Origin of the sequence: uncultured Abiotrophia sp., assembly GCF_938010525.1 — a bacterium.
Classification (GTDB): Bacteria; Bacillota; Bacilli; order Lactobacillales; family Aerococcaceae; genus Abiotrophia.
In genome coordinates this window covers 1-26,932 of sequence record NZ_CALLVK010000023.1, presented here as the reverse complement: position 1 = coordinate 26,932, position 26,932 = coordinate 1, and the positions used below count along the sequence as shown (strand labels likewise).

Below are 26,932 nucleotides of genomic sequence, written 5' to 3'. Positions count from 1 at the left end.
AAAAGCCCGCTAGAAAACTAGCGGAGCTTAAAAAGCTTATTATATCAAGGTTTTCCCTAGGTGGGGATGAGTGGTGGAAAGGTGGGGGATTTTCCCTAGAGTATCCACAAACTAGCAATACGAAGGAGCATTAGCCCTAATAGCATGCTAGAAAAGGATAGGAAGACGACTCGACTAGCCTGGTGAAGGTAGCGACGGTAACTGAAAACTTCAATCCGTCGAATATAATCGTAGAGGTGGACTACTAGAATAATCAAGGTCAGATAGAGAGTTAAGAGTCCTAGACTGAATCCAAAAATAAAACTACTGAAGCCATGTATCAATACCCACCACATAGGGAGGAGCATTTCAGCAAGAGAAAACTTATAAAAAGAAAAGGAGGACATTACTTCACGGAAAAAACGATCAAACAAAAAAACATAAATAACTGGCAATAGATATAATAACAATTCCCGCCAATCAAATGGATACATAACTTCACCTCCTCATTCCCCTTATTATAGCATGTAATACCATCCTTGCCTATCCCCCTACATAGGCATCTATAGGGAAATACTACTTGACTTACTTATACAAAAACGCCCACTCCCAAGGAGTGGACGACTGTCTTATTTCATGACTAAATCAATAATATGACGCCAAGTATCTTGGCTTAGCACTTCCCAGAAGTTGCCCTTGCCAATTATGGCATAGCCAATAATTAGCCCGATGACAAAAAACAAGAAAAGTAAGAGCAGGTACATAATGACCCGTAATAAAGTCTTGCCAACAGTGGCCCAGACGGATTTTTTCATAAGTTTTTCTGCCATAAGGACTCCTTTCTACCCTAAAATACGACGTTTGATACGTTGTAAGCGACGCTTCAATCGTTGGCGCCATGTCGGGTTGGTACGTTCTAATTTACCTGAGAGAATCAAATCTAGCATCAAGCCTGACCCGATTGCCACACAGTTCATGGGTTGTTCTGCCTTAAGGACGCTGACCTTAAGGAAATCTGTCAGGAAGGTATCCATGTGATAGATTAAGGCGCCTCCCCCAGTTAAGAGGATGCCTTTCTCCATAACATCTGCGGCCATCTCAGGTGGGATTGTTTCTAAGACTCGCTTAGCTACTCGGGCAATCTCAATCAAGATTGGTCGAATAGCCTGACAAATCATATTAGAATCGACGTTAACTGACTTAGGCAAGCCGGTCAAGAGGTCGCGTCCCTTTACATCATAGGTTTCTACTTCTTCCTCCGGTAAGAGAACGGCAGACGCGATCGCCTTCTTCAGGCTTTCGGCTGAACGTTCACCAACCAGAATGTGGAAATTGTCTTTGAGATATTGAATGATGGCTAGATCTAAGTCATCGCCAGCCAATTTAATGGATTCACTAGCAATTACTTCACCCGCAGAGATGACTGCAAAGTCACTCGTTCCACCACCAATATCAATGACCATACTACCCGATGAGCTCAATGGGTCAATCCCAGCACCTACACCGGCTACCTTTGGTTCTTCCTCTAAGTAGATACGCCCTCCACCTGCACGTTCGACCGTTTCAATTAAGGCTAGGCGTTCAATCTCGCTTACCTTTGATGGGGCACAAATTAAAACATTGGGTTTAGCAAACCAAGAGGTTAGATTCAAACGTTGCATAAAGAGCATAAGCATGGCTTCTGCGATATCAAAATCAGCAATGACGCCACCCTTTAGCGGTTGAATAACCTGAATGGATTCAGGTGTCCGGCCCATCATTTCATAGGCTTCATGGCCAATAGCAATGACTTCTTGGCTGCGTGTATCAATGGCTACGACAGAAGGCTCATTCAGGATAATCCCTTTACCGTATAAATTCACTAAAACATTTGTTGTTCCTAAGTCTATTCCGACGTTCTTAGCCATTTAAGACCCTCCTCTATGCAAGAGTCGTAGTCTTTTGTGGCGTTACTACTTGAGCACTATTAACCCGGTCAATATTAGCACCTAAGGCTTTGAGTTTCTCATGGAATCGGAAATAGCCACGATCTAGATACTTCAATTCAGAAACGCGAGTTACTCCTTCAGCCGTCAAACCTGCAATAATTAAGGCTGCAGCTGCGCGTAAATCGGTGGCCTTAACGCTAGCACCATAGAATTGGGTAGTACCTTCCATGACCACATTTTGGCGATCAATGGTAAAGTGGGCATTCATCCGTCGCAACTCTTCAAAGTGCATGAAGCGATTCTCGAAGACTGTTTCGGTCAAGGAGCTTGAACCTTCAGCTAAGAGTTGGGCGATAGACATTTGTGCCTGCATATCGGTTGGGAAGCCAGGATATGGCAAGGTCTTAACATCTGTTGGCTGCAAAGTCTTAGGTCCAATGACCCGTAGACCATTTTGATACTCGTGGAATACAACGCCCATTTCACGCAATTTGCTAATCAATGGCATGTTGTGTTCTGACACAGCCCCTTCAACTAAGACATCGCCTTGAGTGACAGCAGCTGCCACCATAAAGGTACCTGCTTCAATCCGGTCTGGAATCACATCATGGGAGGTCCCATGTAGGGCTTTGACCCCATGAATCTTAATTGTTTCCGTCCCAGCGCCGACAATATCGGCTCCCATTCGGTTTAAGAAGTTAGCTAAATCCACAATTTCTGGTTCACGCGCTACGTTTTCTAAGATGGTAGTACCTTCTGCCAAGACAGCCGCCATCATAATATTTTCAGTCGCGCCTACACTTGGGAAGTCCAAGTAGATACGCGCGCCCACTAACTTATCAGCCTGCGCTTCAACATAGCCAGCTGCGCGTGTAATTTTTGCCCCCAGAGCTTCAAAGCCCTTGAGATGGAGGTCAATAGGACGAGTCCCGATGGCACAGCCACCTGGCATTGCCACTCGTGCATGACCAAAGCGAGCCAAGAGTGGTCCCATCACAACAATCGAGGCCCGCATCTTGCTGACAAAGTCATAATCAGCTGTGGTTGATACAGGACCGGTTGCGTCTAAAGTCATTTCATTGTTTTCTTGATCAAATTCATTGCTTACGTTAATTGCCGTCAGTAAGTTATTAAGGGTAAAGACATCTGATAAAACAGGCACATTAGACAAATGAACCTTGCCTGTTTCTGCTAAAATAGCCGCCGCCAAGATTGGTAAGACCGCATTTTTAGCTCCTTCAACTTTGACTACACCTTCTAATCGATTACCACCTTGAACAATAATCTCTTCCATCAAAAATTCTCCTATTCTTACGCCTATTCGTTTTGGAGCGAACAAATAGGGATACACTCTCTTATTTAAGGAAACCTAACAATAAGTTCTGTAAGGATTCCGTCATTTCAATCATAAACGACCCGACTAAGTGCCCCACTGCAAGGCTGACCATGACATAAACAGCATAGGCCCCTTGCTTGGCATTCTGGCGCATGAGCTGGTTCCAGTTCACACCCCGGAAAATGAGGAGACTCATCCCTAGGATGATAAGACGAAGACATAGTACTGCCATACCATATACACTCGTCTGCATGTCTATCACTCCTTCAAGTCCAAGACTATGATAACATAAGTTCTAGGGAAAAAGAAATAGTTAATCTCCTTATCTTTAATTTGTCATGATTCTGACCCATTTCATAAGGGCATTTTGGGGTCACTAAAAGCTAGACAGACACGTTTTCTGCCTCTTTACATTCCCACTTTGTGTCATAGAGATAAAAATCACAGCCTGAAAGGGCAAGGCCTCCAGGCTGAATTCAAACAAACTATAGTAAGTGACTAAAATCCGGACTACTTAACTTACCGTAATCCGCGCCAATAATCTCAGTTTGAGTGCCCTCAACAGCGCGAGCAACTAATCCTTCCACATCTAAGAGAGCTTCTAACTCCATTACAGACGTCAATTTTGGCTTAGTACGTGGTGATTTAGGGGCAAAGACCGTACAGCAATCTTCAAAAGGCTCATTGGAAATCTCATAGGTCCCAATGGCTTCCGCTTGGGCAATAATATCGTTCTTATCTACTGCAATTAAGGGCCGCAAAATCGGCACGGAAGTTACTTGGTTGATGGCCCGCATACTCTTCAGTGTCTGAGAGGCTACTTGCCCTAAGGATTCTCCCGTCACAATAGCATCAGCTTGTTGACGATTCACTAGCGCCTCCATGACCCGAAGCATCATACGACGCATAATAGTCATGGAAAAATCATCGTGGACCTTATCCTTAATTTCTTCTTGAATTTCAGTAAAAGGCACACAATGATAAGTCAAGCTTCGACCATATTGAGCCAATTGAGCCGTTAATTTTTTGGTCTTTTCCAGAGCTTGCGGGCCCGTATAAGGTGGGCTAGCAAAATGAACTGCTTCGATTTCCAAACCACGCTTCATCATCTGAGAGCCTGCCACAGGAGAATCAATCCCCCCGGATAGCATGAGCAAGGCGCGGCCGCTAGCCCCATAAGGCAATCCCCCTACCCCTTTATAAGACAAGAGGCTTAAGTAGGCGCCAGCCTTTTGGATACTGATTGTTAATTTGTAATCTGGAGTCTTGAAGTCTACTTCTAAATCTGGATAAGCTAAACCTAGGCAAGTTCCCACTTCTCTCTGTAGATCCATGGTGTCGTAGGCAAAGGTCTTATCAGAACGTTTGGCTAAAACTCTAAAAGAACTGCCAGCAGCTGGCTTCACTTCTTCAAACAAGGCCAGTGCTTGAGCTTTGATTGCGTCCAGATCCTTGTCCACTCGATAGACTGGCTCGAAGCGCGAAATACCTGGTACTGTCTCAAGCCGCTCAATAACTGTTTGGTAAGGCGTTTCTTGCCAAATCAAATGCATAAAGTCGTATTCAGGCACAATCTTGATGCGTTCTAAATCCTGGGTACGGTAGCGGATATGCTCAGCTAATTTATTAATAAACATTTTTTTATTGCGACCCTTAGTTGAGAGTTCGCCGTAATGAATGAGAATTTGTTTTTGACTCATGATTTTCCTCGTGTTTTCTCAAATTGTTGGCTAATTTTTGGAATGGCTACTAGACATTTTTCAATATCCTGATCACTGTTATCCGCTGCGAGGCTAAAGCGTAAGGCGGATTGGGCTAAGTTTTGGGGTACACCCATTGCAGCCAAACTGTGATGGTCAGATTTTACTCGACTGGAACAAGCACTGGTAGTTGACACATAGATGCCTTGGGCCTCGAAGGCATTGAGCAAGACCTCGCCAGGAATTCCTGGAAGAGCTGCGCACAGAATATGAGGCGCTGCCGTATCTTGGGCAAAGATAACCCAACCTTGCGCGCTTAAGGCTTGGGCTAATTGCTGGCCATAGGCCTTAAGCCGCGAACGGGTCTGACCTTGTTCTCCATGGGCTAGACGTAGGGCCTTGGCAGTAGCCACAATGGCGGCTAGGTTCTCAGTCCCAGATCTTTGCCCCTGCTCCTGGCCTCCCCCCGTCATAAGGGGAACCAAATCCACGCGTTGGCGGCAGGCCAAAATCCCCACTCCGCGTGGCGCGTGAAACTTGTGGCTAGACAAGCTCAAACAATCAATTCTGGCCTCTTGAACTCGAGACAATTCAGTCGTAACCGATTGAACCCCATCGACGTGCCAGACAATAATTGGATAGTCTGCTAAGATTTGCGCCATCTGCTCCAAAGGCTGGCAAGCCCCCATCTCATTATTGACAGCCATGGTGGAAACCAGCAAAACTTCTGGTCCTAACTTAGCCTGGAAAGCTTCCAAATCTACTTGCCCTTGATCAGTCACTGGCAAAGTGTCCCAGGTCAGACCTTGACTTTCGATATAGTCTCTTTGGCTTAAAACTGCAGGATGCTCAAAAGGACTGACTAGAACCAAATTAGCCTCAGGCCGACGTTTGTGGGCCTGGCTTACAATCCGTTGGAAGACCCAGTTATTGGCCTCAGTGCCTGAACTAGTAAAGTAGATTTCCTGTGGATGATAACCTAATAGTTGACCAACTTGGGCACGAGCCTGTTCCAAAAGTTGTCGACTCTTACGTCCTAGGCCATGAGCACTCGACGGATTAGCAAAAAATTCTTGAGCAACCTGGCTATAGGTAGCCAATACTTGGGGATGAATCCGGGTAGTTGCGGCGTTATCCAGATAAATCATCACTTTCCTCCTCTTGCAAAAAGGCCCGACAACACGTGTCTTGGGCCTTTTGTTTTTTAAACTATCTAGCACTTAGCAATCCTAAAATTGAGTGCTCCGCTTTTCTTGGTGGTACATGCGACGTACTTGAGTCGGCGCATCTGGGTCAACTCGTCTCAGGGTTTTCTCAATAATCGCTAAGGCTTCTTGATACTTAAATTCCCGATGGAAGAGGTATTGAGCCTCTTTGATTGCTGCATCCACTTCAGGATAGTCATAGCGGAATCGGTTGCTCTGTTGAATCATGTATTCGGTCAACATAGCACTGTCTACCACCGACTCTGTCATTTCTTCCAGTGCAGCAAGGTGACGCTCTAACTCGTCTTCTAAGCTTTCAATTTCATCCATATCAATACGAACTCGGTTGAGTTGCTTAGCCAAGTGCTCAATTTGGTCAGTTACACGATAGAACTGATCGTAGAAGGAATCACTGAGACCAGGTAGATGACTTTTCTCAATCCGACGCTTAATATTACGTAGAGCTAATTCATAGTCATCCAAGTTAGTCTTGGCATCCTTCTCACGCGTATTGAGTTGAGCAATTTTGTTAGTGATTGCCAATACTTGCTCATCAATTTCTTCGATACGCTTGCGAATTTTCTTAATGCGACCTTCAGCTTGGGTGTAAACCACTGCAGAACCTTCTGTCTCAGCCACCAAGTCTTTGAAACGGTTATATTCATGACGGATTTGGTCGCTTAAATCAGCAATTTGATCCACTTCATTCTCATGGAGAATATAGCTTTGCGCGATGCGGTCTACTTCAATGCCAGCATAACGCCCATTTTCAGCCACTTCATCAATTTTGCGGCGAAGACTTTGGATGTTCTTGTTGACATAGTCTTTGGCTTCAATTTCAGTTTCCATCAAATCATATAGCGACTTGATATCACGTTCTGCCTTATCCATCAGAGTCTTAGCTTCTGATAAGTCGGCATTCTTGATTTCATTCTTGGCGTCGTTCAATTTTTCTTGAATTTCGTCCACTTTTTCTAGAATGGCAACGCCATCAAAGTCAAAGCGACTGTCTACCATCTTCTGATAGCCTTCACGTAAATCATCTAAGGAGTCTTCGTATTCATTCTTAATCTTGTCGTACATCGAAGGAATACGCTCCAAGATGTCTTCTAGACTGGTCATGTCAGCATCAATGGTTTTGAGCATGTCACGCGCTTCAAGGTGGTCCCCATTTTCAGTGTACTCATTGTACTTAGTGAAATTGAGTTCCAAATACTGGAGGTTCTTCTCCAAGGTCTCAATGGCAGGACCATAATCAAAACTGTGGTTCATGACATTCTTACGGGCTGAATTATAACGCTCATGTAAAGCCGCATTCAACTCATTGTTGTCAACTTCTACCTGCAGAAGATCGGACAAGTCTTGATGGAGGTCTTGCACCTTAACCATGGTTTCATCAATCAACTGACGTGCTTGAGCAATAGTCCGGCCAGTCCGCATAAAATTCAATTGATCGGCGTATTGTTGTGCGCCAACCAAGGCAGATTCAATCTCTACAAACTGGAAGTTGGTAATGGATTGCCACTGGTTAACCAAGCTCTCGTACTTACGTTTTGTTTGACCCGATAGGCTCATATTCTTAAGGAGGAAGAGTTGATTGGCAATCGGTATCGCCATCATCTCCTCTTTTCTTGCTTCAAGTTCCCGGATGCTTTGCGTATTTTTATTTCGGTAGAAGTAATAGGCAAAGTAACCAAGCACACAAACCAAAATAATTAATAGTAATATACCTGTAAATTGCAATGTGTTCGCTCCTCCTTATGTCTATTTTTAGGCCTTAACTAGAAAAAAGCCTAAATAATCATTTTCGATTATACCACTAATGGTGGGGATTATAAAGCAAAAAGTTAGATTTGAGCATTAAATGTAACAATTGAAATATCTAACAAATCAAAAGACCCTCGGCCCACCTCATAGCGTGCCGAGGGTTAGCTATTACCCTATTGCGGATTTTGGCTATTATTAGCAGGTTGGCTTGCTTCACCTGACTCAGTTCCTGGTTGTGCTGGTGCTGGTTGATTTTGGTCCTGATTAGCGGGAGCTGTCGAAGCGTCAGCTGGATTTTGCCCAGAAGCTTGCGACTCTTGGTTTTCGGAGTTACTTGGTTGATTATCCCCATTATAACCTGGAATCTTAAAATCTTTTGGCAAGTTAATCGTTAAATCAGCGCTTGGCTTAACGTCAACACCGTAAGCATTTTGGAAGCTAAAGAGTCCATTGGCTACAGGCGTAACATTTGGCTCAATCCCCACGCTGACTTGACCAGTCGCAGTATCATAGAAGAGGTGATCAGCTGTTGACACATGGGTCACTAAGTCTACCCGAGGCAAGGCTGTAATCTTGCTACCATCTTGAACGAATTCGTAAGCATATACTTCATTAGCATAACCCGTTGCCAGGGCAAACTTATCTGTTAGGCTCTTGACATCTGCTTGGTTACCCACTGCTTCAGCCGCATTAAGTTGAGCGGTCCAACGTTGTTTAACACTGGTGTAGTCGTTACCCAAGGCTTCCTTACGATCCTTATCCAAAGTGTTGGTGTATTGATAGAGGTAAACACGTAATTGGTTGAGGGCTTGTTTCTCTTCAGGCTTCATATCTGGCAAGAATTTTTCCAGAATGAAGGTATGAGAGTAAATATCATAAACTGGTTCGCCATTTTGCACACGTTCATAGAATTTCTTGAACATTGCAGGCAGAATTGGGTTGTAAACAGCTTGGTCAGAGTAATCCTTGCGTTCGGCATTTAAGATTTCTTCCTTGCTTGGCGCACTAGCTTCGTCTAAGCTGTTGAGGACTTCCTTCCAAGGTGCATTGAGGCTATTGTCTACCGATTTTTCTAACTGTTGGATAGTATCTTTAGACTTAGCTGCCTCTGTCTTAGCATATTCTTCCGCTAATTTTACTAACTCTTCCTTAGTTGAGTCAGAAATATTAACGGTCGTGTTATTGTTAGTGGTGTTGTTATTGATTGTCGTATTGTTGTTAACAGTGGTGTTGTTGATTACTTGGTTAACAATGGTTTGTGCCACTTGGGTATCCACGTTTACCCCTTGATTGGCTTGTTGGTTGGTGACTTCTTTTTTGATTTCAGAAATGATTTGGTTAGCCTTGGTATCGTCTAATTTATCTTCTTTCTTGACAACTTCGACTACCTTGATCTCTTTCTCAGCAACCTTAACAGCTTTCTCATCTACTTTAACACCTGACTTAGCAAGCAAGGCATAGACCCCTGCCAATGCCCCCTCACCCGTTACAGGACTAACGGTAGCAATACGAATCAGCACATCCTTAGCACCAGACGTAATAGCTGCGTTCTGATAAGTCGTAGCACTGACTAAAGTGATATTTTGTGGTGTCACAATTTGAACTTGTACCCCATAACCAGCCGCTTGTTGTTCAATATAAGCACTGGAATAAACAGTAGTGCTCGCATTAGACCCATCATGTAAGTACTGGTTAACAGTATTCCCATCTACCATGAGCGTATTAGCGGCACTAAAGTCTTTAGCACCTAAGAGATTTTTGGTTTGTTCTTGTTGTTGCGGATTCAGAGAAGCTCCCAAAGACAATAATTTCTGTTGTTGGGCTTGTTCTACCGCAGAAACTAGTTCTGATGTCGGTTGGCTTAGATAGGCCACGTTAGGTGCCACAGCAAGAGCTGCCATTAAGGCAACGAGCCATTTAGTTGATTTCTTCATAGTTTCCTCACTCCTAAATCTAGAGAATTTGGTCTAAGTATATTGTAACATACTGCTTGTCATAGTACGTAGAATTACCATATTTGTCTTTCAAATTTCAAGGTTTCTTAACATTTAGCCTTAAACCTTCACAAATCATTCGGTCCTAGAAGAAACAAAAAAATGCTTAAAACCGTTCTCTGTCTCCGATCTTAACTATCGTCAAATCCCTATCTTAAGTATTTTTCTGAAACTAGCCTTTCTTGAATGCCCCTAGTATAAGTGCTATACTATCAGTATAAGTGGCATCTCTACAGAATGCCCCTAAGTTAAGAGGCTTTCCCTCTGGCAATGAAAGGATGATTTTCATGAACAAAAAACTCAGTCGGCTTGTGGCCTTAGGACTGCTAGCCACTACCCTCTGGCAGCCTGTTGCCATTCTCGCTGAGTCTAACACTAGCACATCTAGTCAAACTTCAAGCGCAGCAACGGCTGGCACACAAGTTGTCGGCAACGATACGGTTGGCTACTTAACCCTTCCTGAGGGCTACGAAGCGAACGAAACTGGTGACCAAAACACTGGCGGTCTGTCATTCGTCAATAAATCCACCAACACATCGATTAGCTTAATGAGACTGAATGCGACAGATTATATTCAAAGTAAGCCTCAGTCATTGACTAAGTTGACTCTTCCAGCTTGGATTATCATGAAAGAAGTTGTTTATCGCTTACCTGATAAAGAACTTACCTTTCAATCTGGACCTGCAGGCTTCGACAACCTGCCTGATGGCTACTACCTAGTTAGCTATAAGGATTCAAGTGCTATTGGCAGTGTCTATTTCACCGATAAAAATGATAGTAACTATGTCTACCTAATTGGTATGGACGGCCCTAATGCAGATAGTCTTTCTTCATTTGGTGACATTGCTAAAACCTGGTCAAGTAAGAAACCTTAAGAAGGAGGAGCCATATAATGAAACGATTTTTAACCTTTTTATGCCTTTTGGCTAGCCTAGTCGTGCTTGCGCCCCAGACCATTTTGGCCGAAGAATCCTCTAGTAGTCAAACTACTACTAAACTTGATTTAAGTCAGAAAGTCGGCAGCGACTCACTAGGCTATGTCATGATTCCTTCCGACTTTGTCAAATTTACTGAACTTGGAGAACACTCACCCACCCAGCTCCAGTGGTCTTCTAAAGATGCATTTACGGTAGTCACATTAAATAAGTTGCCAGCTTATCAAGGCATCGAAAATCATCCAGTCTTCAGTAAACTACCTAAACCATATCCTTATGCGACCGATCACATGGCTACCTTTGCCACCATCCCATCCCATGAAAAGCTCACCTTAAGCGCTGCTAAGAATTACCCATCTAGCTATAAGGACGCTGTCGGAGTTGAAGTACAATTTCAAGAGAAATCCTTACGTCTCGTTTACTTCACCACAGAGTCCGATCCTGATTCAGTCTACTACTTAGCTGTCGAAGGGGCACCTCAAGACATGGATGCCTTAGAGGAAATTCTTAAAACCTGGACACCAAAATAATTTACTCAAAAATCCTCATTGGCTAGCGCAACTCAGCCAATGAGGATTTATTTATAAAACACCTCGTGACTCAGGCTAGTGCCCAAGTCACGAGGTGTTTTTAACTTATATTGATAGCCCCTGTCTAGCCAACAGAGCCTTCCATTTCATAACTAATGAGACGGTTGAGTTCAACCGCATATTCCATCGGTAATTCCTTGGTAAAAGGCTCGACAAAGCCCATGATAATCATTTCCGTCGCTTCAGATTCAGACAACCCTCGACTCATCAAGTAGAAGAGTTGCTCCTCTGAAATCTTGGAGACTTTGGCTTCGTGTTCCAAGGAGACTTGCCCATTATGAATCTCATTGAACGGAATGGTATCCGATTTTGAAGCCTGATCCATAATAATGGTATCACACTCGATATGAGAAATTGAGCGCTTAGAATTCTTAGCGAAGGTCACTTGCCCACGATAGTTAACCTCTCCCCCATCCTTGGCGATGGATTTAGACACAATGGAACTAGAGGTGTTGGGGGCATTGTGAATCATCTTAGCACCCGTGTCTTGCTTTTGGTTCTTACCGGCAAAGGCAATGGAAAGCATGGTACCCCGCGCCCCTTCTCCTTGAAGATAGACACTTGGATACTTCATGGTTGTATGAGCGCCTAAGTTTCCATCAATCCACTCCATAGTTGCCCCCGCATGGGCATGGGCCCGCTTGGTCACTAGGTTATAGACGTTGTTAGACCAGTTTTGAATGGTGGTATAACGGCAATAGGCGTCTTTTTTGACAATAATTTCCACAATGGCTGCATGTAGCGAAGCTGTCGAGTAGGTTGGTGCCGTACAGCCTTCCACATAGTGGATGCTGGCGCCCTCGTCCACAATAATCAAGGTCCGCTCAAACTGTCCTGTCCCCTCATTATTAATGCGGAAATAGGTTTGAAGTGGAATGTCACACTTGACCCCTTTTGGAACATAGATAAAGGTACCCCCACTCCAAGCAGCACTATTGAGCGCGGCCTCAAAGTTATCGGTTGGTGGCACCACTGTCCCAAAATGTTCCTTGAAGATCTCTGGGTATTCGCGTAAACCAGAGTCCGTGTCAGTAAAAACAATGCCTAATTTTTCAAACTCGGCCTTCATATTATGGTAAACTGCTTCCGATTCATATTGAACCGCAGCACCCGCTAGATACTCGCGTTCAGCCTGGGGAATCCCAATACGTTCAAAGGTCTCCTTAATCTCATCAGGCACATCATCCCAGGAACGGGCAGGACGATCCATGGCCTTCTGGTAATATATAATATCATCAAAATCTAGTGCTGACAGGTCAGGCCCCCAGTCAGGCAACTTACTATCACGGAAGACCTTAAGTGAACGCAGACGGTAGTCTAACATCCATTCAGGCTCCCCTTTTTCCTTGGAAATAGTCCGAATAACCTCTTCGTTCAGACCTTTACCCGTAGAAAAGATAATTTCGGCATCATCGTGGAAGCCATAGGCATAGTCGTTAACAACAGGTACGTCACTCATTATCTTCACTCGCTTTCTTGTGCTTGGTTATGGCTGCTTAAGCCCTCATCCAAGCTTGTATCTTGATCTAATCCCAGTCCTAGGGCCTTCCAGGCCAGGATGGCACACTTATAACGGGCAGGAAAGGCCTTAACACCTTCTAAGAGGGCTGCATCACCTAGCGCTTGCTCCCAACGGTCTTCCACTTGTCCTGGTCCACCAACCAAGGCTTGAAAAGTCGCAATCATGGCTAGGGCTTGATCCTTTGGCTTGCCCAACAAAGCCTCGCACATCATACTGGCAGAAGCCATACTAATGGTGCAGCCCTGGCCACTAAAGGCCAAATCAAGGATGCGGTCATCTTCAATTTTTAAGGACAAGACAATCGCATCGCCACAAGTAGGATTGAATAGTTCCACTTCTTGACTGGCATGGTCCAACTTACCAAAATGACGGGGATGTTGCCCATGGTCCAAAATGACTTGGCGATAGAGTTGATTTAATTGATTTAAACTCATGGACAGAAAAACTCCTTCACTGCTTTGGTAACTTCGATAAAACGTGCGACTTCTTGCGCATCATTATAGAGTGCCACACTAGCACGCAGAGTCGCTGCTTGACCTAAGCGGCGCATTAAAGGCTGGGCACAATGGTGGCCTGCTCGCATGGCAATGCCCTCTAAATCATAGGCTGTCGCTGCATCATGAGGATGGACACCCGCAATATTGAAGGTCACAATACCATGCCCATGACCATAGACTTCCAGACCCGGAATAGCCTGTAAGCCTCTTACTAGTTCTAGCATCAGAAAACTTTCATGGGCTTCAATCGCTTGCCATCCGATAGTGGACAACCATTCAATGGCAGCTGCCAAGCCAATGGCTTGAGCAATAGGCGGCGTTCCCCCTTCGAATTTCTGTGGGGCGACCGCGTAGTCTGTTTGGTAATCTCCTACTTGATGGACCATTTCACCGCCATAGAAAAATGGCTGACAAGTGTCATGATGTTCTTGCTTGAGGTAGCAAATGCCAATTCCAGTCGGTCCGTAGAGCTTATGACCACTCCAACAGTAGGCATCGACTCCTAGGCTTTCTACATCTACTGGCAAATGGGCGACTGCCTGAGCACCATCAACAATGACCTTAATGCCTCGTGGTTTAGCCCAGGCTGTTAAAGCAGCTATATCCTGAGAAATCCCCAAGACATTGGAGACATGATGGATGGTAATGACCTTGAGCTTGGACCAGTCACTAGCTTCTAGGGCCTCTATATCCAAGTGATGATCCTCCGTTAGGGGTAGATAAGAGAGTGTGGCACCCCGCTCTTGGGCTAGCGCTTGCCAAGGCACTAGATTGGAATGATGTTCCAAATAAGTCAGCCCAATTTGGTCTCCTGGCTGTAAACTAGGTCCTATCCAACGGTCCGCCAGAAAATTCAAACCCGCAGTAGTCCCACTGGTAAAAATAATCTCTTGCGACTTGGCACCCATGAAGTCAGCTACTCTCTGGCGGGCTGCTTCATAGTCTTGAGTGGCTCGGTTGGCCAGACTATGAACCCCACGATGGATATTGGCATTATCTTGGAGATAGTAGTTAGCCAAGCGATCTAAGACAAGCTGTGGCTTCTGACTAGTCGCCGCATTATCAAAAAAAATCAAGTCTTGGCCATGGACCTTTTGCTTGAGTATGGGAAAGTCCTTAGCCCATGGTGATGGGCTAGTAATCTTTGCTGGCATCTTACAATCTCCTTCCGTGTTTAATAGCTTTAGCCTTCCTGGCCACCTTCTAAACCACTTAATTTACGGTCTATAATTTCTACTAAGCGGCGTCTAATTTCAGCCGAAGGCATTTGCACAATAACTGGGCCTAGGAAACCTCGTACTACTAAGTACTCAGCAGCTTCTCGGCTTAAGCCTCGGCTCATCAGGTAGTAGAGTTGTTCTTCATCTACTTGACCTACAGAAGCCGCGTGTCCTGCAGTCACTTCAAATTCTTCAATTAAAAGGATAGGGTTGGCATCTCCTCGAGCCTTCTCAGATAACATGAGTACTCGGCTTTCCTGCTGAGCATCGGCACCCTTGGCGTATTTTTCAATCAGCCCAATCCCGTTGAAGGTCAAGGTTGCGCGGTCCAAGATAACCCCATGTTGCAGAATATTCCCGACAGAATGATTACCGCGGTTGACCACCTTCGAATCAATGCCCTGGATTTGCTTGCCAGTTGAAATACCGACAATCTGCACTTGAGATTCAGAACCATCACCATTGAGGTAGGTGTCTAAGTCTAAGATGACATTACCGTCATTAAGTTCACCAATGGCCCAATCAATTTTGGCGTCGCGCGCCGTTTGGGCATAACGCTTAATGTAGGCATGGCTTTTGGCCCCTAGGGTATCGACTGCTGAATACTTAATCTGTGCGCCAGCCTTAACGACCACTTCAACAAAATGGGTGGCAGAGTTTGGCTTATCACCATAAGTTTCTAAGCGCTCCACATAATCTAAACTTGCCCCTTGTTCAAGCACAATCAGTACATGTTTGTTGAAGGCTTGATCATAGCGACTGTCTTGGACCAAGAGTGATTCAAGCGGCAAAGTCACAGCTACATTTCTTGGCACATAGATGAAGAGCCCCCCATTCATGAAGGCCGTATGATAGGCCTCAATTTGGTCTTCATGGGCGCCAATCACCGAGAAGAGATGTTCCTTAACTAGGTCAGGATAATCTGCAAGAGCCTGGAACAAATCTGTCACGATTACCCCTTGATCGACTAGGTCTTGATCCAAACTTTCCACTAGAGTATGATTGCCCACATGCACAATCTGCCCACTCAGGTGGTCTTGCTCAGCCAAAGCCGCATCTAGACCATAGAGTAGCGGTTCCTCTAAGGTTTGTGGTGCTACTACTTCTTGGGATAGGAGGGGCCAACGATGATACTTAACCCGCTCAATCACTGGTAACTGCAAATCCTGCCAGACTGAATGGGCTTGATTTTGAATAGCGCGGAACCAGTCAGGAAGGGCGGCAAAAGTAGCCAAAGCCTGCATCTGGTCTAAATAATGTTTGCTAGTCATGCTATCACCTAGGCTTTCTCGTCATAGTGAAGACCTAATTCTTCACTAATACCCTTATAACCTTCCGCCTCCAAGCGTTTAGCTAATTCAGCATCGCCTGTCATTACCACGCGCCCTTCCATCATAATATGGACCACATCGGGCGTGATGTAGTTGAGTAATCTTTGGTAGTGGGTGATAATCAGGGAACCAAAACCTTCCCCCCGCATGGCATTGACGCCCTTGGATACCACCTTAAGGGCATCAATATCGAGACCAGAGTCGATTTCATCCAAAATAGCAAAGCTAGGCTCAATCATGAGGCATTGTAGGATTTCATTACGCTTCTTCTCCCCACCTGAAAAACCTTCATTGAGATAGCGTTCGGCCATTTCTTCTGGCATATCTAGTAGCGCCATCTTCTCATCCAATTTCTTGATGAATTCGCGGACGCCCATCTTGTTGTCGTCATCCCGTCGAGAGTTAATGGCTGCGCGCATAAACTCAGCGTTGGTGACGCCTGGAATCTCACTTGGATATTGCACCGCCAAGAAAAGACCAGCACGGGCGCGCTCATCTACTTCCATCTCCAAGACATCTTCACCATCTAAGAGAATCTCACCTTGGGTTACTTGATAGGCAGGGTTACCCATAATGGCCGCCGCTAGGGTGGACTTCCCAGTCCCGTTTGGTCCCATAACCGCATGAATTTCTCCTGTTTTGAGGGTCAAGTTAACCCCTTTAAGGATTTCCTTGCCTTCAATGGCCACATGTAAATCCTTGATTTCTAATACTGGCATATCGTCACCTATTCCTTCCTTATAGTCTCCTTTATTCTACCGTTATTTGCCTTGAGACGCAATTCATGCGCTTTCTTTTGTGATTTTTGTGCATTTATTTAAACAAGAAAAAAGAAGCTGGTAAAACCAGCTTCAGCATAATCACTATTCGCCAATTGGATGGAAACGTTCAATCACACGCTTCATTGGATAGTAGAGAATCCCTACTAAAATAGCCGTTACGATGGCAGTGAAGAAGGTGGCGGGCATCTTCTCGACTACTCTTGCCATGGCCGCATTCCAACTAGATCCTAAAACCAATTGTTGCGCCACAATGGAGACTGGCCGACTGACAATCTTGACTAAACCAGCCACAACGGAAACCGCAACAAGGTTAAAGCGCGTGTCACGTTTCTTAAATACATAGGTGTAGACTGCATTAACCGTGACAAGAACCAGGCCGGCTTCCAAAAGCGTAAAGGCGACAGAAGCAGCAAAGCCATTGAACACATCGAAGATGAAAAGACCTAAAAAGGAAGCAATAGAACCACGCTTGAAGCCTAGTAGTAAGACGGATAAAACAACTAAGGCATTGCCGACATGAACCATGGTTCTACCCGGCATCTGGATTTTTAAATAAGTAATCGCAAGAACGATAAGTGCTGCGAATAACCCAATTTCGATATAGCCTACTAAGCGACGGTGAAAGGCTGTTTTTGTTTGATTCATAATGAGTCCTCTTTTCTTAAGGTTTTGCTGATAAAAGGTAAATAAGGCTGATAATAAAGCTCCTGGCGACTTAGAGCTCGGTCTAATCCCTGGTTTTCTACGGCCCGTCCAACTAGATCAACACACCATTGGCATGTCGCTTCTAGAGATAAGCCCCCTACCTGGCAGGCCAGGAAACAAGAAGTGAAGAAGTCCCCAGTGCCAAACAAATGGCAATTTTGGCGCTGAGTCCAAGCCTCTTGATTAGACTCAAAAGCCACCCCAATCTTGTCATCCACTTCAATCCCTGTGATGATCCAAGACTTTTGCTTATATTCAAGATTAGCCAAAGTCTCTAGAGCTTGCTTATCTTCCTGAGTTTTAACTAACTCAGCATCTAGACCAGCCAAGAGATAGGCCTCCGTCAAATTCGGCAGGGCATAATCGGCTAAGGCAACCAGTTCTTGCATAGCCGCAACATAATTCTGATCCAGCCCAGTATAAAGCTGACCACGATCTCCCATGATGGGGTCCACCACCAAAAAGGTGTCAGCTTGGTAGTGTTTATACCAGTTAACAAATTGGTGAATCTGGTTGGCATTGCCAAAATATCCGGTCACAATAGCCTGGAACTTGACCTGTCGCCAAGCCATTAAAGAGGCGGAAAAGGCTGCATCCAAACTCTCGCGGTAGACTGGCCAACGTCCGGTATGGTGGGTTAAGTAAACTGTAGGCAGGAGGGTCACCTCGTAACCAGCTGCATTCAATACAGCCAAATTCGTTAAACCAGCCACCTGGCCTGTGCCAGGAATATCATTCACTACCAAAATACTTGCCATTCAATTCCCTCCCTCTGCTTGTTATCATACCCTATTTCTGGTACCATTAATAGTGCCAGTTTCTTACAAATGACTAGTACCAGTTGGAGGACTCTATGCTTATTCATCTCGACTCAAACAAGAAAGAAGCGCTCTATAGTCAACTTTATCAAGCTATTAAAAATCAAATCCATTCCGGCCACTTAGTTGCCCATCAAAAGCTCCCAAGCAAGCGCCAACTTGCCAAGGATTTAGGCATCAGCCTCAATACCGTCATTAATGCCTACGACCAATTAAGCCTCGAAGGCTACCTAGAAACCAGACCACGTCAAGGTTACTTCGTAGCCGATGTGCGTTTCCAAGTCCAACTGACCTCGGAACAAGCCAGCCTAACCACTAGTCCTAGCCCTAGTTGGCGCTATGACTTAACCAAGGCCGAAACCGACCCCAGTCTCTTCCCCTTTGAAATTTTCCGTAGACTTTATACTCAGCGATTTGACTCACAGTCCCCTGACTTGCTTGGGCCTAGTTCTGTTCAAGGCTTAGCGCCACTTAGAAGTAGTTTGGCAAGCTATCTAGCCAATGAACGTGGCGTTCCATGTCAACCAGACCAACTGATCCTAGGCCCTAATGCTCAGGCCCTCTTTCAGATTTTAGTCCAACTCCTTTCCCCTAAGCGTCGAATTGGGATTGAAGATCCCGGCTACCACGCTCAGCTACCATTTTTGAAAGAAATGGGCTGGCAGGTTCAAGCCTGCCCACTTGATCAACTAGGGCTAGCTATCGAAGAAGCGCCACTGGACCAGTTAGACATCCTTAGCGTCACTCCTACCCATCAATTTCCGACCGGATCAGTTATGCCTCTACCCCGTCGCCAAGCTATCTTAGACTGGGCTAGGCAGAGTCCTAATCGCTGGATTATTGAAGATGACTACGATAGCCAATTTAAATATACTGGCCGACCTGTCCCCTCTCTAGCACAATTAGACCAAGGAAATCAAGTAATCTATATGGGCAGCCTGTCCCGCATTCTCAGTCCTGGCCTCCGCATCAGCTATATGGTATTGCCAGCAACCCTTCTATCTCTTTTCTATCAGAAGGAAAAGCAATTCGCAGTCAACTTGAATACCATCTCTCAGTATGCTATTCACGATTTTATCCAGCAAGGTCACTTAGAACGCCATCTTAATCGAGCCCGGAGCTTCTACAAACGCAAGCGTGATAGGCTGATTCACGCCATTGAAAAGCAAGATCCTCAAGCCCAACTAATTGGCCTTGATGCAGGTCTCCACCTATTAATTCAACCGAGTTTTGCTTTCCATAGCCAGCCTTTTCAGGCCCAACTGGCTCAAGAGGGCATTCGACTTAAGACGCTTGCTGACTTCTCTATCCAAGCCCAGAATGGCTTCGACCAGCAAATCTTCCTGAGTTTTTCTGGCCTTCCTATGGATGAGGTGGACACACTTATTAGTGACCTCTACCAAGCCCTGAGACAACATAAAAAGACCACCAAGACATAGTTTGGTGGTCTTTTGCTTTTATTTTTTTAGGTCTTTAAGTAAACCTGCTAGTACCCCATTAATGAATTGCTTGGATTTGTCATCACTAAAGGTCTTAGCTAGTTCTACTGCTTCATTGACAGCTACCTTGCTTGGCACTTCGTCCTCACTCACATAGAGAAGTTCGTAGAAGGCAACTCGCAAAATCGCTAGGTCAATCCGCGCTAAGCGATCCAAAGTCCAGTCTTCAGATAAATAGTGACTAATACGTTGGTCTAGCTCCTCAGCTGTTTGGTTGACACCCTGAACCAGACGGTCCAAGTAGGCATCAGAGCCTTCAAAGCCAGCTTCAGGGTCGTTGCCCGCTTCAAGGGCGAAGGCACAAGCTTGGTCTAAGCTTACGGGCACTTGAGGCCGGATGAGTTGGAAGATGGTCTGAACGGCCTTCTCCCGAACTTGGTGTCGATTACTCATCTTGGTCACACTACTCACCATCAGTTTCATCTAAGTGGAGATAATCCACAGGCTGACTAGCTTCCGTTTGGATGCTAGCGACATGGACATTGACTTCTTGAACAACTAAATCCGTCATGAAGAAGATTTGTTCCTTAACTTTTTGTTGAACCTTCATGGCAACTTCAGGTACAGAATAGCCGTATTTAAGGTCGATTTTAACATCAATGGCAATTTCTGAATCGTCGCGGCGAACACGAGCACCAACCCGATCAGGATTCATGCCAAAGAATCCACCTACTTCTGTTTGGAAGGATTTGTGGAGTTGGTAGACACCTTCTACTTCACTTACAGCTTTAGCTGCAATAGCTTCAAGGACACCAGTAGTGATGTTAATTTCCCCTAAGGGTGCCACCGTTTGTGGTTCAAAATGACTGTTTTCTTGGGTCATCTGGGCTTCCTCCTTTTTAGGTTTAAACTTCTAAAATAATCAATTCTTTTGGACTGCGGTTAAGCAGTTCTACATGGTCTGGGTGAACTACTAAGTCATCTTCAATCCGAACGCCACCTAAGCCTTCGATATAAATGCCTGGTTCATTGGTAATGACCATGCCAACTTCAACTGGTTGGTCATTCTTGGAATTGACACCTGGTGCTTCATGAATGTCCAAACCGACACCATGCCCCAGACTGTGACCGAAGTATTGACCATAACCTTTTTCACTAATATAATCACGTGCAATAGCATCCAATTCAGCCCCGGTCATACCGGCTTTAGCCTTTTGGTTAACCAAGTTATGGGCCTCCAACACAATATGATAAATTTCTTCCAGTTTTGGATCGATTGAACCAACCGCAATGGTACGGGTCATGTCGGAAGAATAGCCTTGATAGTAGCAACCGAAGTCTAAGGTTACTACATCGCCTTCTTCAATGACCTTATCAGAAGCTACCCCATGAGGCATTGCAGAACGTAAGCCGCTGGCTACAATGGTATCAAAGGACATAGCGCTAGCTCCCAAGGTTTTGAGGTAACGTTCTAATTCGTTAGCCACCTCAATTTCAGTGACACCTGGCTTAATGAAGGTCAGAATATGACTGAAAGCTTGGTCGGTAATCTCGCAGGCCTTCTTCATGGTTGCCAATTCATCTGCGTCTTTAATCTCGCGGATTTTCTCAATTAAGCCCTGAGTTGGCACCACTTCTGGGCCAAAGAAATCCTTAATGCGAAGATAAGTAGAAACGGTCATTTCGTCCGCTTCAATCCCGACTTTTTGAATCTTATGAGCAACTAAGAAGTCATTGATTTCAGCAAAGATTTCCTTCTTGTTTTGTAATAAGGTAAAATCTGGTGCTTGTTTACTTGCTTGCTGCACATAACGGAAATCGGTCACGAAAATGGCCTGATCTGATGTAATAACCAAGGCCGCAGTCGTCCCTGTAAAATTAGCTAAGTAGCGAATATTTTTTAAGTTAGTCACTACCAAGGCATCTAATCCTTGTGCAGCGAGCTGAGCTCTTACTTTTTCAATACGTGACATAAACATTCCTCTTTTCTAATAAGCTTATCTGTCTAGACTTTGCTTAGTCTTGTTCGGTTCGCTGTTTTCGACGGCGGACACCCTTATTGATGTCCAACAAGACCGGCATAATCATTGGAGAACGTTCGGTCCGTTCATAAATTAGAGGCACGATAGTGTCCATAATCATTTCGCGAATCAGGCGTTCGCTCACGTTATTGCCATTTTCGTTAAGGCCACGGTTAATGGCTGACTTGAGGCTAGACTGCAAGGAGTGAATTAGGTCGCTGGACTCTCGCATGTAGATAAAACCACGCGACATAATGTCAGGTCCGCTAACCAACTGCTTGTTTTCATAGTCTAAAGTGGCAGAAATAACCACTAAACCATCTTCTGATAGGTTACGACGGTCGCGGATAACGACATGTCCGATATCGCCAATGCCGCTCCCATCCACATAGATGCTATTTGCCGTAAACTTGCCCGCAATTCGAGCACTATCAGCGGTTACGGCTAGCATCTGACCATTTTCCATAACAAAGCAGTTTTCCTTAGGAATCCCTGTTTGTTGGGCTAGGCCAGCTTGAATACTTTGCATACGGAATTCCCCGTGGACTGGCATAAAGTACTTAGGCTTCATGAGACGCATCATCAGCAATTGCTCTTGCTGACCACCGTGACCAGATGTGTGGATGTTGTTAACCTTACCATGAATAACATGGGCCCCAACTTCACAGAGCTGGTTGATGACTCGGTTAACACTCATGGTATTACCTGGAATTGGTGAACTTGAGAAGATGACTGTATCGTTAGGTTGAACTTGAATTTGACGGTGAGTCCCGTTGGCGATACGACTTAGGGCCGCCATCGGTTCCCCTTGTGAACCGGTACAGAGAATAATGAGTTGCTCAGCCGGCACCCGGTTGAGATCACGTTGCTCTACAAAGAGCTCATCATCATCTTTAATATAACCTAGTTCCCGACCTGTCTTAATAGCCGATTCCATACTGCGACCGAAAACAGCAATCTTACGTCCTGTTTCTTGGGCCGTTTCAACAACCTGTTGGAGACGCGAAACGTTAGAAGCGAAGGTGGCAAAGATAACCCGACCTTCTACCTTCTGAATAATATTCTTAATGGATTGTCCCACCACTTGTTCCGACTTGGTAAAGGTTGGAATTTCTGAGTTAGTGGAATCCCCTAAAAGGACTAAGACGCCCTCTTCCCCGATTTTAGCCATGCGGTGTAAGTCCGCTGGCTTCCCTACAGGGGTGAAGTCGAACTTATAGTCACCTGTAAAGACGATGTTGCCGGGAGGTGTCTTAACGACTACCCCGTAGGCTTCAGGGATACTGTGGGTTGTCAGATAGAAGCTGACGGTTGTCTTGCGGAAACGAATGACTGCATCTTCATCAATTTCGTGAATCTCAGCTTGGCGCAGAAGTCCCCGTTCTTGCAACTTATTGCGAATCAGCGAAGCCGCTAGTTTACCGGCATAGATAGGCACATTGATTTGCTGCAGGAGGAAGGGAATGCCCCCGATGTGGTCTTCGTGACCGTGACTAATAATCAGGGCTTTGACCTTACTCTGGTTTTGCATAATATAGGAAAAATCAGGAATTACGTAATCAATCCCTAACAAATCATCTTCCGGGAACATGACCCCGCAGTCTAATAAGATGATTTCGTCTTGGAACTGTACACCATACATGTTCTTCCCGATTTCGCCTAAGCCCCCTAGGGCGAAGACGCCGGTTTCGTTATTTTTTAAATTAACTGCCATACTAGAACACCGACACTTCGAAGTCCGGGTTGGACTCTTGCTCATAAGCTAAATGAGCAGGTGATAATTCTTGGACGAACTCCACATTGTATGGTGTATACTTAGCAATCAATTCCCGTGCTTCCCCTTTGTTAGCAGCTTCTACATAAAGGGTCTGGGTATTTTCCCGCGTAGGAACTTGTTGGGAATTGGGTTGATATGTTACTTTAAAAATCATTGATTAATAACTTCCTTTCTCTATCTAGTTGCCTCCTGAGCGAGGCAGACTCTATCAATCTTATTCTACCACAATCCCCTCTTAATAGGAAAGTGTAGCAAACATTTTTTTGCATAAAAAGCATACCGACATAGCTCTTCCCAAGGCAATAGACATGAAAAAACTGGGACCCATGGTCCCAGTTGCTTATCTGCTTTTAAGGGCGCGGTCAATATCCCGTTTGGCCTGTTGGTCCTTGAGGGCATGACGCTTATCATACTTGTTCTTACCACGCGCAAGACCAAAGAGCAATTTGGCCCGGCCCCTTACCAGATAAACCTTCAGTGGTACTAGGGTCATCCGGTTTTGTTGGACTTCGCGATGTAGAGTCTGAATCTCTTTCTTATGAAGCAAGAGCTTACGGTCCCGCTCCGGATCATGGTTAAAAATATTACCATGGTCGTAGGGGCTGATATGGACCTGCTTAAGCCAAGCCTCCCCATCACGAATGGAGATAAAGCCATCCTTAAGGTTCATCTTGCCCTTGCGAATGGACTTAATCTCTGTCCCGGTTAAGACCATACCCGCTTCATAGGTTTCAAGAATCTCATAATCATGACGCGCCTTGCGATTCTGAGCTAAAGGCTTATCTTGCGACATCAGTCACCTCATTTCCGCAGGAGCTAACCTAGGCGGTTAGCCTGAGGTTGCTTGCGTTTAATCTTAAATTGCTTAAATTTACTTTCCGTGGACTTAGCTGATTTTTTGCTAGCCTTATCGCCAGCAAAAGACTGCTTTTTAGCTTGACGACTATCCTTGCTTTGATGCTCAGACAGTTCCTTGCGATGACGCTTGCTAGCAGACTTAGATTTGGCTTTGCCCTTGTCCTCTTGACGACCTTTATTGGCTTTTGAGCCCTTGGACTTGCTTGCTCCAGCCTTATTGCCAGAGGCCTTGTCTTCTTTAGTCACACGCTTCTTCTTAGCAGAAGCTCTAGCTGACTTATCTTTGCGCTGCCTGTCTTGAGTCTTGCCTTTGGCCGACTTATTAGCAGCCTTGGCTTGTTTGCTACGCTGTAGGACTAAGTCTACATCTAAGCCAGTCACTGGTTCAGCCTCAAGCAAGCTAAAGTCAATTTCGCGCTCGCCAACATCCACAGCTTCCAAACGTACTTTAACCTTCTGACCAATTCGGAAGATTCGACCAGTTCTTTGCCCTACTAGCAATAGATGGGCCTGATCGAACTCATAATAGTCGCCTGTCAAGTCCTTAAGACTAATCAAACCTTCAACTGTGTTAGGTAAGGCAACAAAGATACCAAATGAGGTCACCGAAGAGATGACTCCTTCAAATTCTTGCCCGATTTTATCTAGCATGTATTCGGCTTTTTTCATGGCTGTCACATCACGTTCGGCATCAATGGCTCGACGCTCCATTTTAGAACTTTGATCAGCAATGCCTGGCAACTGGTCAAAAATACGAGCCTTATCCTGATGACTTGGTTTCTTATCCAGATAACGATGAATAAGGCGATGAACAATCAGGTCCGGATAGCGCCGGATAGGCGAAGTAAAGTGGGTATATTCAGCTGTTGCCAACCCATAGTGACCCAGGGCTTCTTCACTATAACGAGCTTGTTTCATAGAACGCAACATCATAGTGGAAACAGCCTGTTCAAAGTTCTGCCCATCAACTTGTTTAAGAGCTTGCTGCAGTTGCTTAGGCGCAATCGTTTCTACCTTACCTCTAAGGACAATACCAAAAGCTGTAATGAACTCAGCGAATCGTTGCATACGTTCTGAATCAGGTTGCTCATGGACCCGATAAATCATAGGATAGTCGCGAGTCATATAGTGTTTAGCCACCGTCTCATTAGCTGCCAACATAAAGGATTCAATCAAACGTTCAGCTAGGCCACGTTCCCGCAATTGAATATCCAGAGGATGACCTTGGTTATCGACCAGGACCTTGGCTTCTGGCGCATCAAAATCCAGCGCGCCTCGCTTAATTCGTTTGGCCTCGAGCAGATGATGGAGCTGACTCATATCTTCTAAAAGCTCCACGATTGGCGCATATTTTTGGCGCAGTGCCTCATCCCCTTCTAAGATAGCATTGACATCATCGTAGGTCATGCGGTAAGAAGAATGGATGACTGAGCGGAAGATACGATGGGATTTAACCTGTCCCTGGCTATCTATGACCATTTGACAAGATAGGGTCAAGCGATCTTCATGAGGATGCAGGGAACAAATCCCATTAGACAAGCGCTGTGGCAACATTGGCACGACTCGGTCAGTTAAATAGACAGAAGTTCCACGCTGGTAAGCTTCCAAATCTAAGGCAGAACCCTCTTCTACGTAATAGGATACGTCAGCAATATGAACACCCAGGACATAGTCGCCATTCTCTAGGCGGTCAAGCGAGATGGCATCATCTAAGTCCTTGGCATCTGCCCCGTCAATGGTCAAAATAACCTCTTGTCGCAAATCTTCCCGATTGGCAAGATCCTGAACTGATAAGGTCTGAGGCACCGCCTCAGCCGCTTCTTTCACTGCCTCTGGGAATTCATGCGGAATTCCGAATTGATAGAGAACGGATAAGATATCCACACCAGGCTCATCACGATGACCAATTTCCTTGGCTACTAGGCCTCGTAAAATGTGAGGCGCTTCTGCTGTCGGATACTGACTAATCTTAACAATACAAATAGAATGGTCAGCAGGCTGAATCCCAGCTGGATCGATTTCAACCCGGACGGCATCGCTGTAATCACCTTGTGGTAAGACATAGCCCAGAGCCTGACGTTCCTGACGAACTTCACTTGGGTAAGCGATGAATTCCCCTACCAACTGGCTCACTGCGCGTTCAATTACGCGCAAGACTTGAACTTCAGAGCCTTTACCAGTTTGAGGATTAGCCAATTTTAGGACTTCCACTTCTACCGTGTCCCCTTGCATGGCATTCAAAGCTCGGCCTCGAGGAACGAAGAAATCAGGCTGGCCTTCGGCATAGGTGACAAAACCAAAGCCTTGGGCATTAGCTCGATAGGTCCCCACTACTGTCTTCGAGACCTTGCCATTAAGGCGATAATGGCCTCGTTTGGTTTGCTCTAACTCTCCAATATTTTCTAAATAATTAATGGCGCGCACCAATTTCTTATACATTTTGGTGCCACCGTAATTGAGGGCTTTGGCCAAGGATTGGCTCGTCACAGTCGCCCCCGCTTCTTGGTCCTTCAAATAGGACAAAATTC

Annotated in this window: 26 protein-coding genes; 3 read left to right on the top strand and 23 right to left on the bottom strand. The window is 45.2% G+C overall.

Annotated features, from left to right (window positions below):
* Positions 1 to 95: 95 nt before the first annotated feature.
* The 9 genes from Q0339_RS07405 to Q0339_RS07365 all read right to left on the bottom strand — a co-directional run bounded on the left by Q0339_RS07405 (position 96) and on the right by Q0339_RS07365 (position 9,849).
* Complete coding sequence (locus tag Q0339_RS07405; protein ID WP_298078179.1) at positions 96 to 335, bottom strand: hypothetical protein; 240 nt, start codon at positions 333 to 335, stop codon at positions 96 to 98.
* A gap of 273 nt (positions 336 to 608) precedes the next feature.
* Positions 609 to 809, bottom strand: a complete 201-nt coding sequence (locus Q0339_RS07400) for a DNA-directed RNA polymerase subunit beta (RefSeq protein WP_023390951.1) — start codon at positions 807 to 809, stop codon at positions 609 to 611.
* A 12-nt stretch (positions 810 to 821) separates the two neighbouring features.
* On the bottom strand, positions 822 to 1,886 hold the full coding sequence (locus Q0339_RS07395; RefSeq protein ID WP_298078177.1) for a rod shape-determining protein: 1,065 nt from the start codon (positions 1,884 to 1,886) through the stop codon (positions 822 to 824).
* Positions 1,887 to 1,899: 13 nt separating this feature from the next.
* Positions 1,900 to 3,201 (bottom strand): UDP-N-acetylglucosamine 1-carboxyvinyltransferase, encoded by a 1,302-nt coding sequence (gene murA / locus Q0339_RS07390; RefSeq protein ID WP_298078176.1) that lies wholly within the window; start codon positions 3,199 to 3,201, stop codon positions 1,900 to 1,902.
* Between the two features lie 61 nt (positions 3,202 to 3,262).
* Positions 3,263 to 3,496, bottom strand: coding sequence for a DUF1146 family protein (locus tag Q0339_RS07385; RefSeq protein ID WP_023390954.1), 234 nt, complete (start codon positions 3,494 to 3,496; stop codon positions 3,263 to 3,265).
* Positions 3,497 to 3,728: 232 nt separating this feature from the next.
* Positions 3,729 to 4,943 carry a tRNA uracil 4-sulfurtransferase ThiI gene (gene thiI / locus Q0339_RS07380; RefSeq protein WP_298078173.1) on the bottom strand — a complete coding sequence of 405 codons (1,215 nt, stop codon included), beginning with the start codon at positions 4,941 to 4,943 and terminating at the stop codon, positions 3,729 to 3,731.
* The gene (locus Q0339_RS07375) at positions 4,940 to 6,091 is read right to left on the bottom strand and encodes a cysteine desulfurase family protein (protein WP_298078171.1); all 1,152 of its coding nucleotides are present in this window, start codon (positions 6,089 to 6,091) and stop codon (positions 4,940 to 4,942) included. The genes thiI and Q0339_RS07375 overlap by 4 nt, the downstream gene beginning before the upstream one ends.
* Positions 6,092 to 6,172: 81 nt before the next feature.
* Positions 6,173 to 7,891, bottom strand: coding sequence for a septation ring formation regulator EzrA (locus Q0339_RS07370; protein WP_298078170.1), 1,719 nt, complete (start codon positions 7,889 to 7,891; stop codon positions 6,173 to 6,175).
* Between the two features lie 197 nt (positions 7,892 to 8,088).
* On the bottom strand, positions 8,089 to 9,849 hold the full coding sequence (locus Q0339_RS07365) for a DUF1002 domain-containing protein (protein WP_298078169.1): 1,761 nt from the start codon (positions 9,847 to 9,849) through the stop codon (positions 8,089 to 8,091).
* Positions 9,850 to 10,196: 347 nt separating this feature from the next.
* On the opposite strand from Q0339_RS07365, the gene Q0339_RS07360 reads away from it, so the two are divergent.
* Positions 10,197 to 10,784 carry a hypothetical protein gene (locus tag Q0339_RS07360; protein WP_298078167.1) on the top strand — a complete coding sequence of 196 codons (588 nt, stop codon included), beginning with the start codon at positions 10,197 to 10,199 and terminating at the stop codon, positions 10,782 to 10,784.
* Between the two features lie 17 nt (positions 10,785 to 10,801).
* Positions 10,802 to 11,374 carry a hypothetical protein gene (locus Q0339_RS07355; RefSeq protein ID WP_298078165.1) on the top strand — a complete coding sequence of 191 codons (573 nt, stop codon included), beginning with the start codon at positions 10,802 to 10,804 and terminating at the stop codon, positions 11,372 to 11,374.
* Positions 11,375 to 11,498: 124 nt separating this feature from the next.
* Here Q0339_RS07355 and sufB read toward each other — a convergent pair whose 3' ends face one another.
* The 7 genes from sufB to Q0339_RS07320 all read right to left on the bottom strand — a co-directional run bounded on the left by sufB (position 11,499) and on the right by Q0339_RS07320 (position 18,249).
* On the bottom strand, positions 11,499 to 12,893 hold the full coding sequence (sufB, locus tag Q0339_RS07350; RefSeq protein WP_298078164.1) for a Fe-S cluster assembly protein SufB: 1,395 nt from the start codon (positions 12,891 to 12,893) through the stop codon (positions 11,499 to 11,501).
* A gap of 5 nt (positions 12,894 to 12,898) precedes the next feature.
* Positions 12,899 to 13,390, bottom strand: coding sequence for a Fe-S cluster assembly sulfur transfer protein SufU (gene sufU, locus Q0339_RS07345; RefSeq protein WP_298078163.1), 492 nt, complete (start codon positions 13,388 to 13,390; stop codon positions 12,899 to 12,901).
* Complete coding sequence (locus Q0339_RS07340; RefSeq protein ID WP_298078162.1) at positions 13,387 to 14,607, bottom strand: SufS family cysteine desulfurase; 1,221 nt, start codon at positions 14,605 to 14,607, stop codon at positions 13,387 to 13,389. Before Q0339_RS07340 ends, sufU begins: the two co-directional genes overlap by 4 nt.
* Positions 14,608 to 14,636: 29 nt before the next feature.
* The gene (sufD, locus tag Q0339_RS07335; protein ID WP_298078161.1) at positions 14,637 to 15,944 is read right to left on the bottom strand and encodes a Fe-S cluster assembly protein SufD; all 1,308 of its coding nucleotides are present in this window, start codon (positions 15,942 to 15,944) and stop codon (positions 14,637 to 14,639) included.
* Between the two features lie 8 nt (positions 15,945 to 15,952).
* Complete coding sequence (sufC, locus tag Q0339_RS07330; RefSeq protein ID WP_023390965.1) at positions 15,953 to 16,723, bottom strand: Fe-S cluster assembly ATPase SufC; 771 nt, start codon at positions 16,721 to 16,723, stop codon at positions 15,953 to 15,955.
* 144 nt (positions 16,724 to 16,867) lie between these two features.
* On the bottom strand, positions 16,868 to 17,431 hold the full coding sequence (locus tag Q0339_RS07325; RefSeq protein WP_298078159.1) for an ECF transporter S component: 564 nt from the start codon (positions 17,429 to 17,431) through the stop codon (positions 16,868 to 16,870).
* On the bottom strand, positions 17,428 to 18,249 hold the full coding sequence (locus Q0339_RS07320; RefSeq protein WP_298078158.1) for a bifunctional hydroxymethylpyrimidine kinase/phosphomethylpyrimidine kinase: 822 nt from the start codon (positions 18,247 to 18,249) through the stop codon (positions 17,428 to 17,430). Before Q0339_RS07320 ends, Q0339_RS07325 begins: the two co-directional genes overlap by 4 nt.
* A gap of 95 nt (positions 18,250 to 18,344) precedes the next feature.
* Here Q0339_RS07320 and Q0339_RS07315 point away from each other — a divergent pair, with 95 nt between their 5' ends.
* The gene (locus tag Q0339_RS07315) at positions 18,345 to 19,748 is read left to right on the top strand and encodes a PLP-dependent aminotransferase family protein (RefSeq protein WP_298078156.1); all 1,404 of its coding nucleotides are present in this window, start codon (positions 18,345 to 18,347) and stop codon (positions 19,746 to 19,748) included.
* Between the two features lie 18 nt (positions 19,749 to 19,766).
* On the opposite strand, the gene nusB is transcribed toward Q0339_RS07315, so the two are convergent.
* The 7 genes from nusB to rnr all read right to left on the bottom strand — a co-directional run bounded on the left by nusB (position 19,767) and on the right by rnr (position 26,930).
* Entirely contained in the window at positions 19,767 to 20,201 is a 435-nt protein-coding gene (gene nusB / locus Q0339_RS07310; protein ID WP_298078155.1) for a transcription antitermination factor NusB, read from the bottom strand.
* 10 nt (positions 20,202 to 20,211) lie between these two features.
* Entirely contained in the window at positions 20,212 to 20,631 is a 420-nt protein-coding gene (locus tag Q0339_RS07305; protein WP_298078154.1) for an Asp23/Gls24 family envelope stress response protein, read from the bottom strand.
* Between the two features lie 22 nt (positions 20,632 to 20,653).
* Positions 20,654 to 21,721, bottom strand: coding sequence for a Xaa-Pro peptidase family protein (locus Q0339_RS07300; protein ID WP_298078153.1), 1,068 nt, complete (start codon positions 21,719 to 21,721; stop codon positions 20,654 to 20,656).
* A gap of 43 nt (positions 21,722 to 21,764) precedes the next feature.
* On the bottom strand, positions 21,765 to 23,483 hold the full coding sequence (locus Q0339_RS07295) for a ribonuclease J (RefSeq protein WP_070755307.1): 1,719 nt from the start codon (positions 23,481 to 23,483) through the stop codon (positions 21,765 to 21,767).
* 1 nt (position 23,484) lies between these two features.
* Positions 23,485 to 23,700 (bottom strand): DNA-directed RNA polymerase subunit epsilon, encoded by a 216-nt coding sequence (locus Q0339_RS07290; protein ID WP_298078150.1) that lies wholly within the window; start codon positions 23,698 to 23,700, stop codon positions 23,485 to 23,487.
* Positions 23,701 to 23,886: 186 nt separating this feature from the next.
* Entirely contained in the window at positions 23,887 to 24,339 is a 453-nt protein-coding gene (smpB, locus tag Q0339_RS07285) for an SsrA-binding protein SmpB (protein ID WP_298078149.1), read from the bottom strand.
* 23 nt (positions 24,340 to 24,362) lie between these two features.
* On the bottom strand, positions 24,363 to 26,930 hold the full coding sequence (rnr, locus tag Q0339_RS07280) for a ribonuclease R (protein WP_298078148.1): 2,568 nt from the start codon (positions 26,928 to 26,930) through the stop codon (positions 24,363 to 24,365).
* Positions 26,931 to 26,932 lie beyond the last annotated feature (2 nt).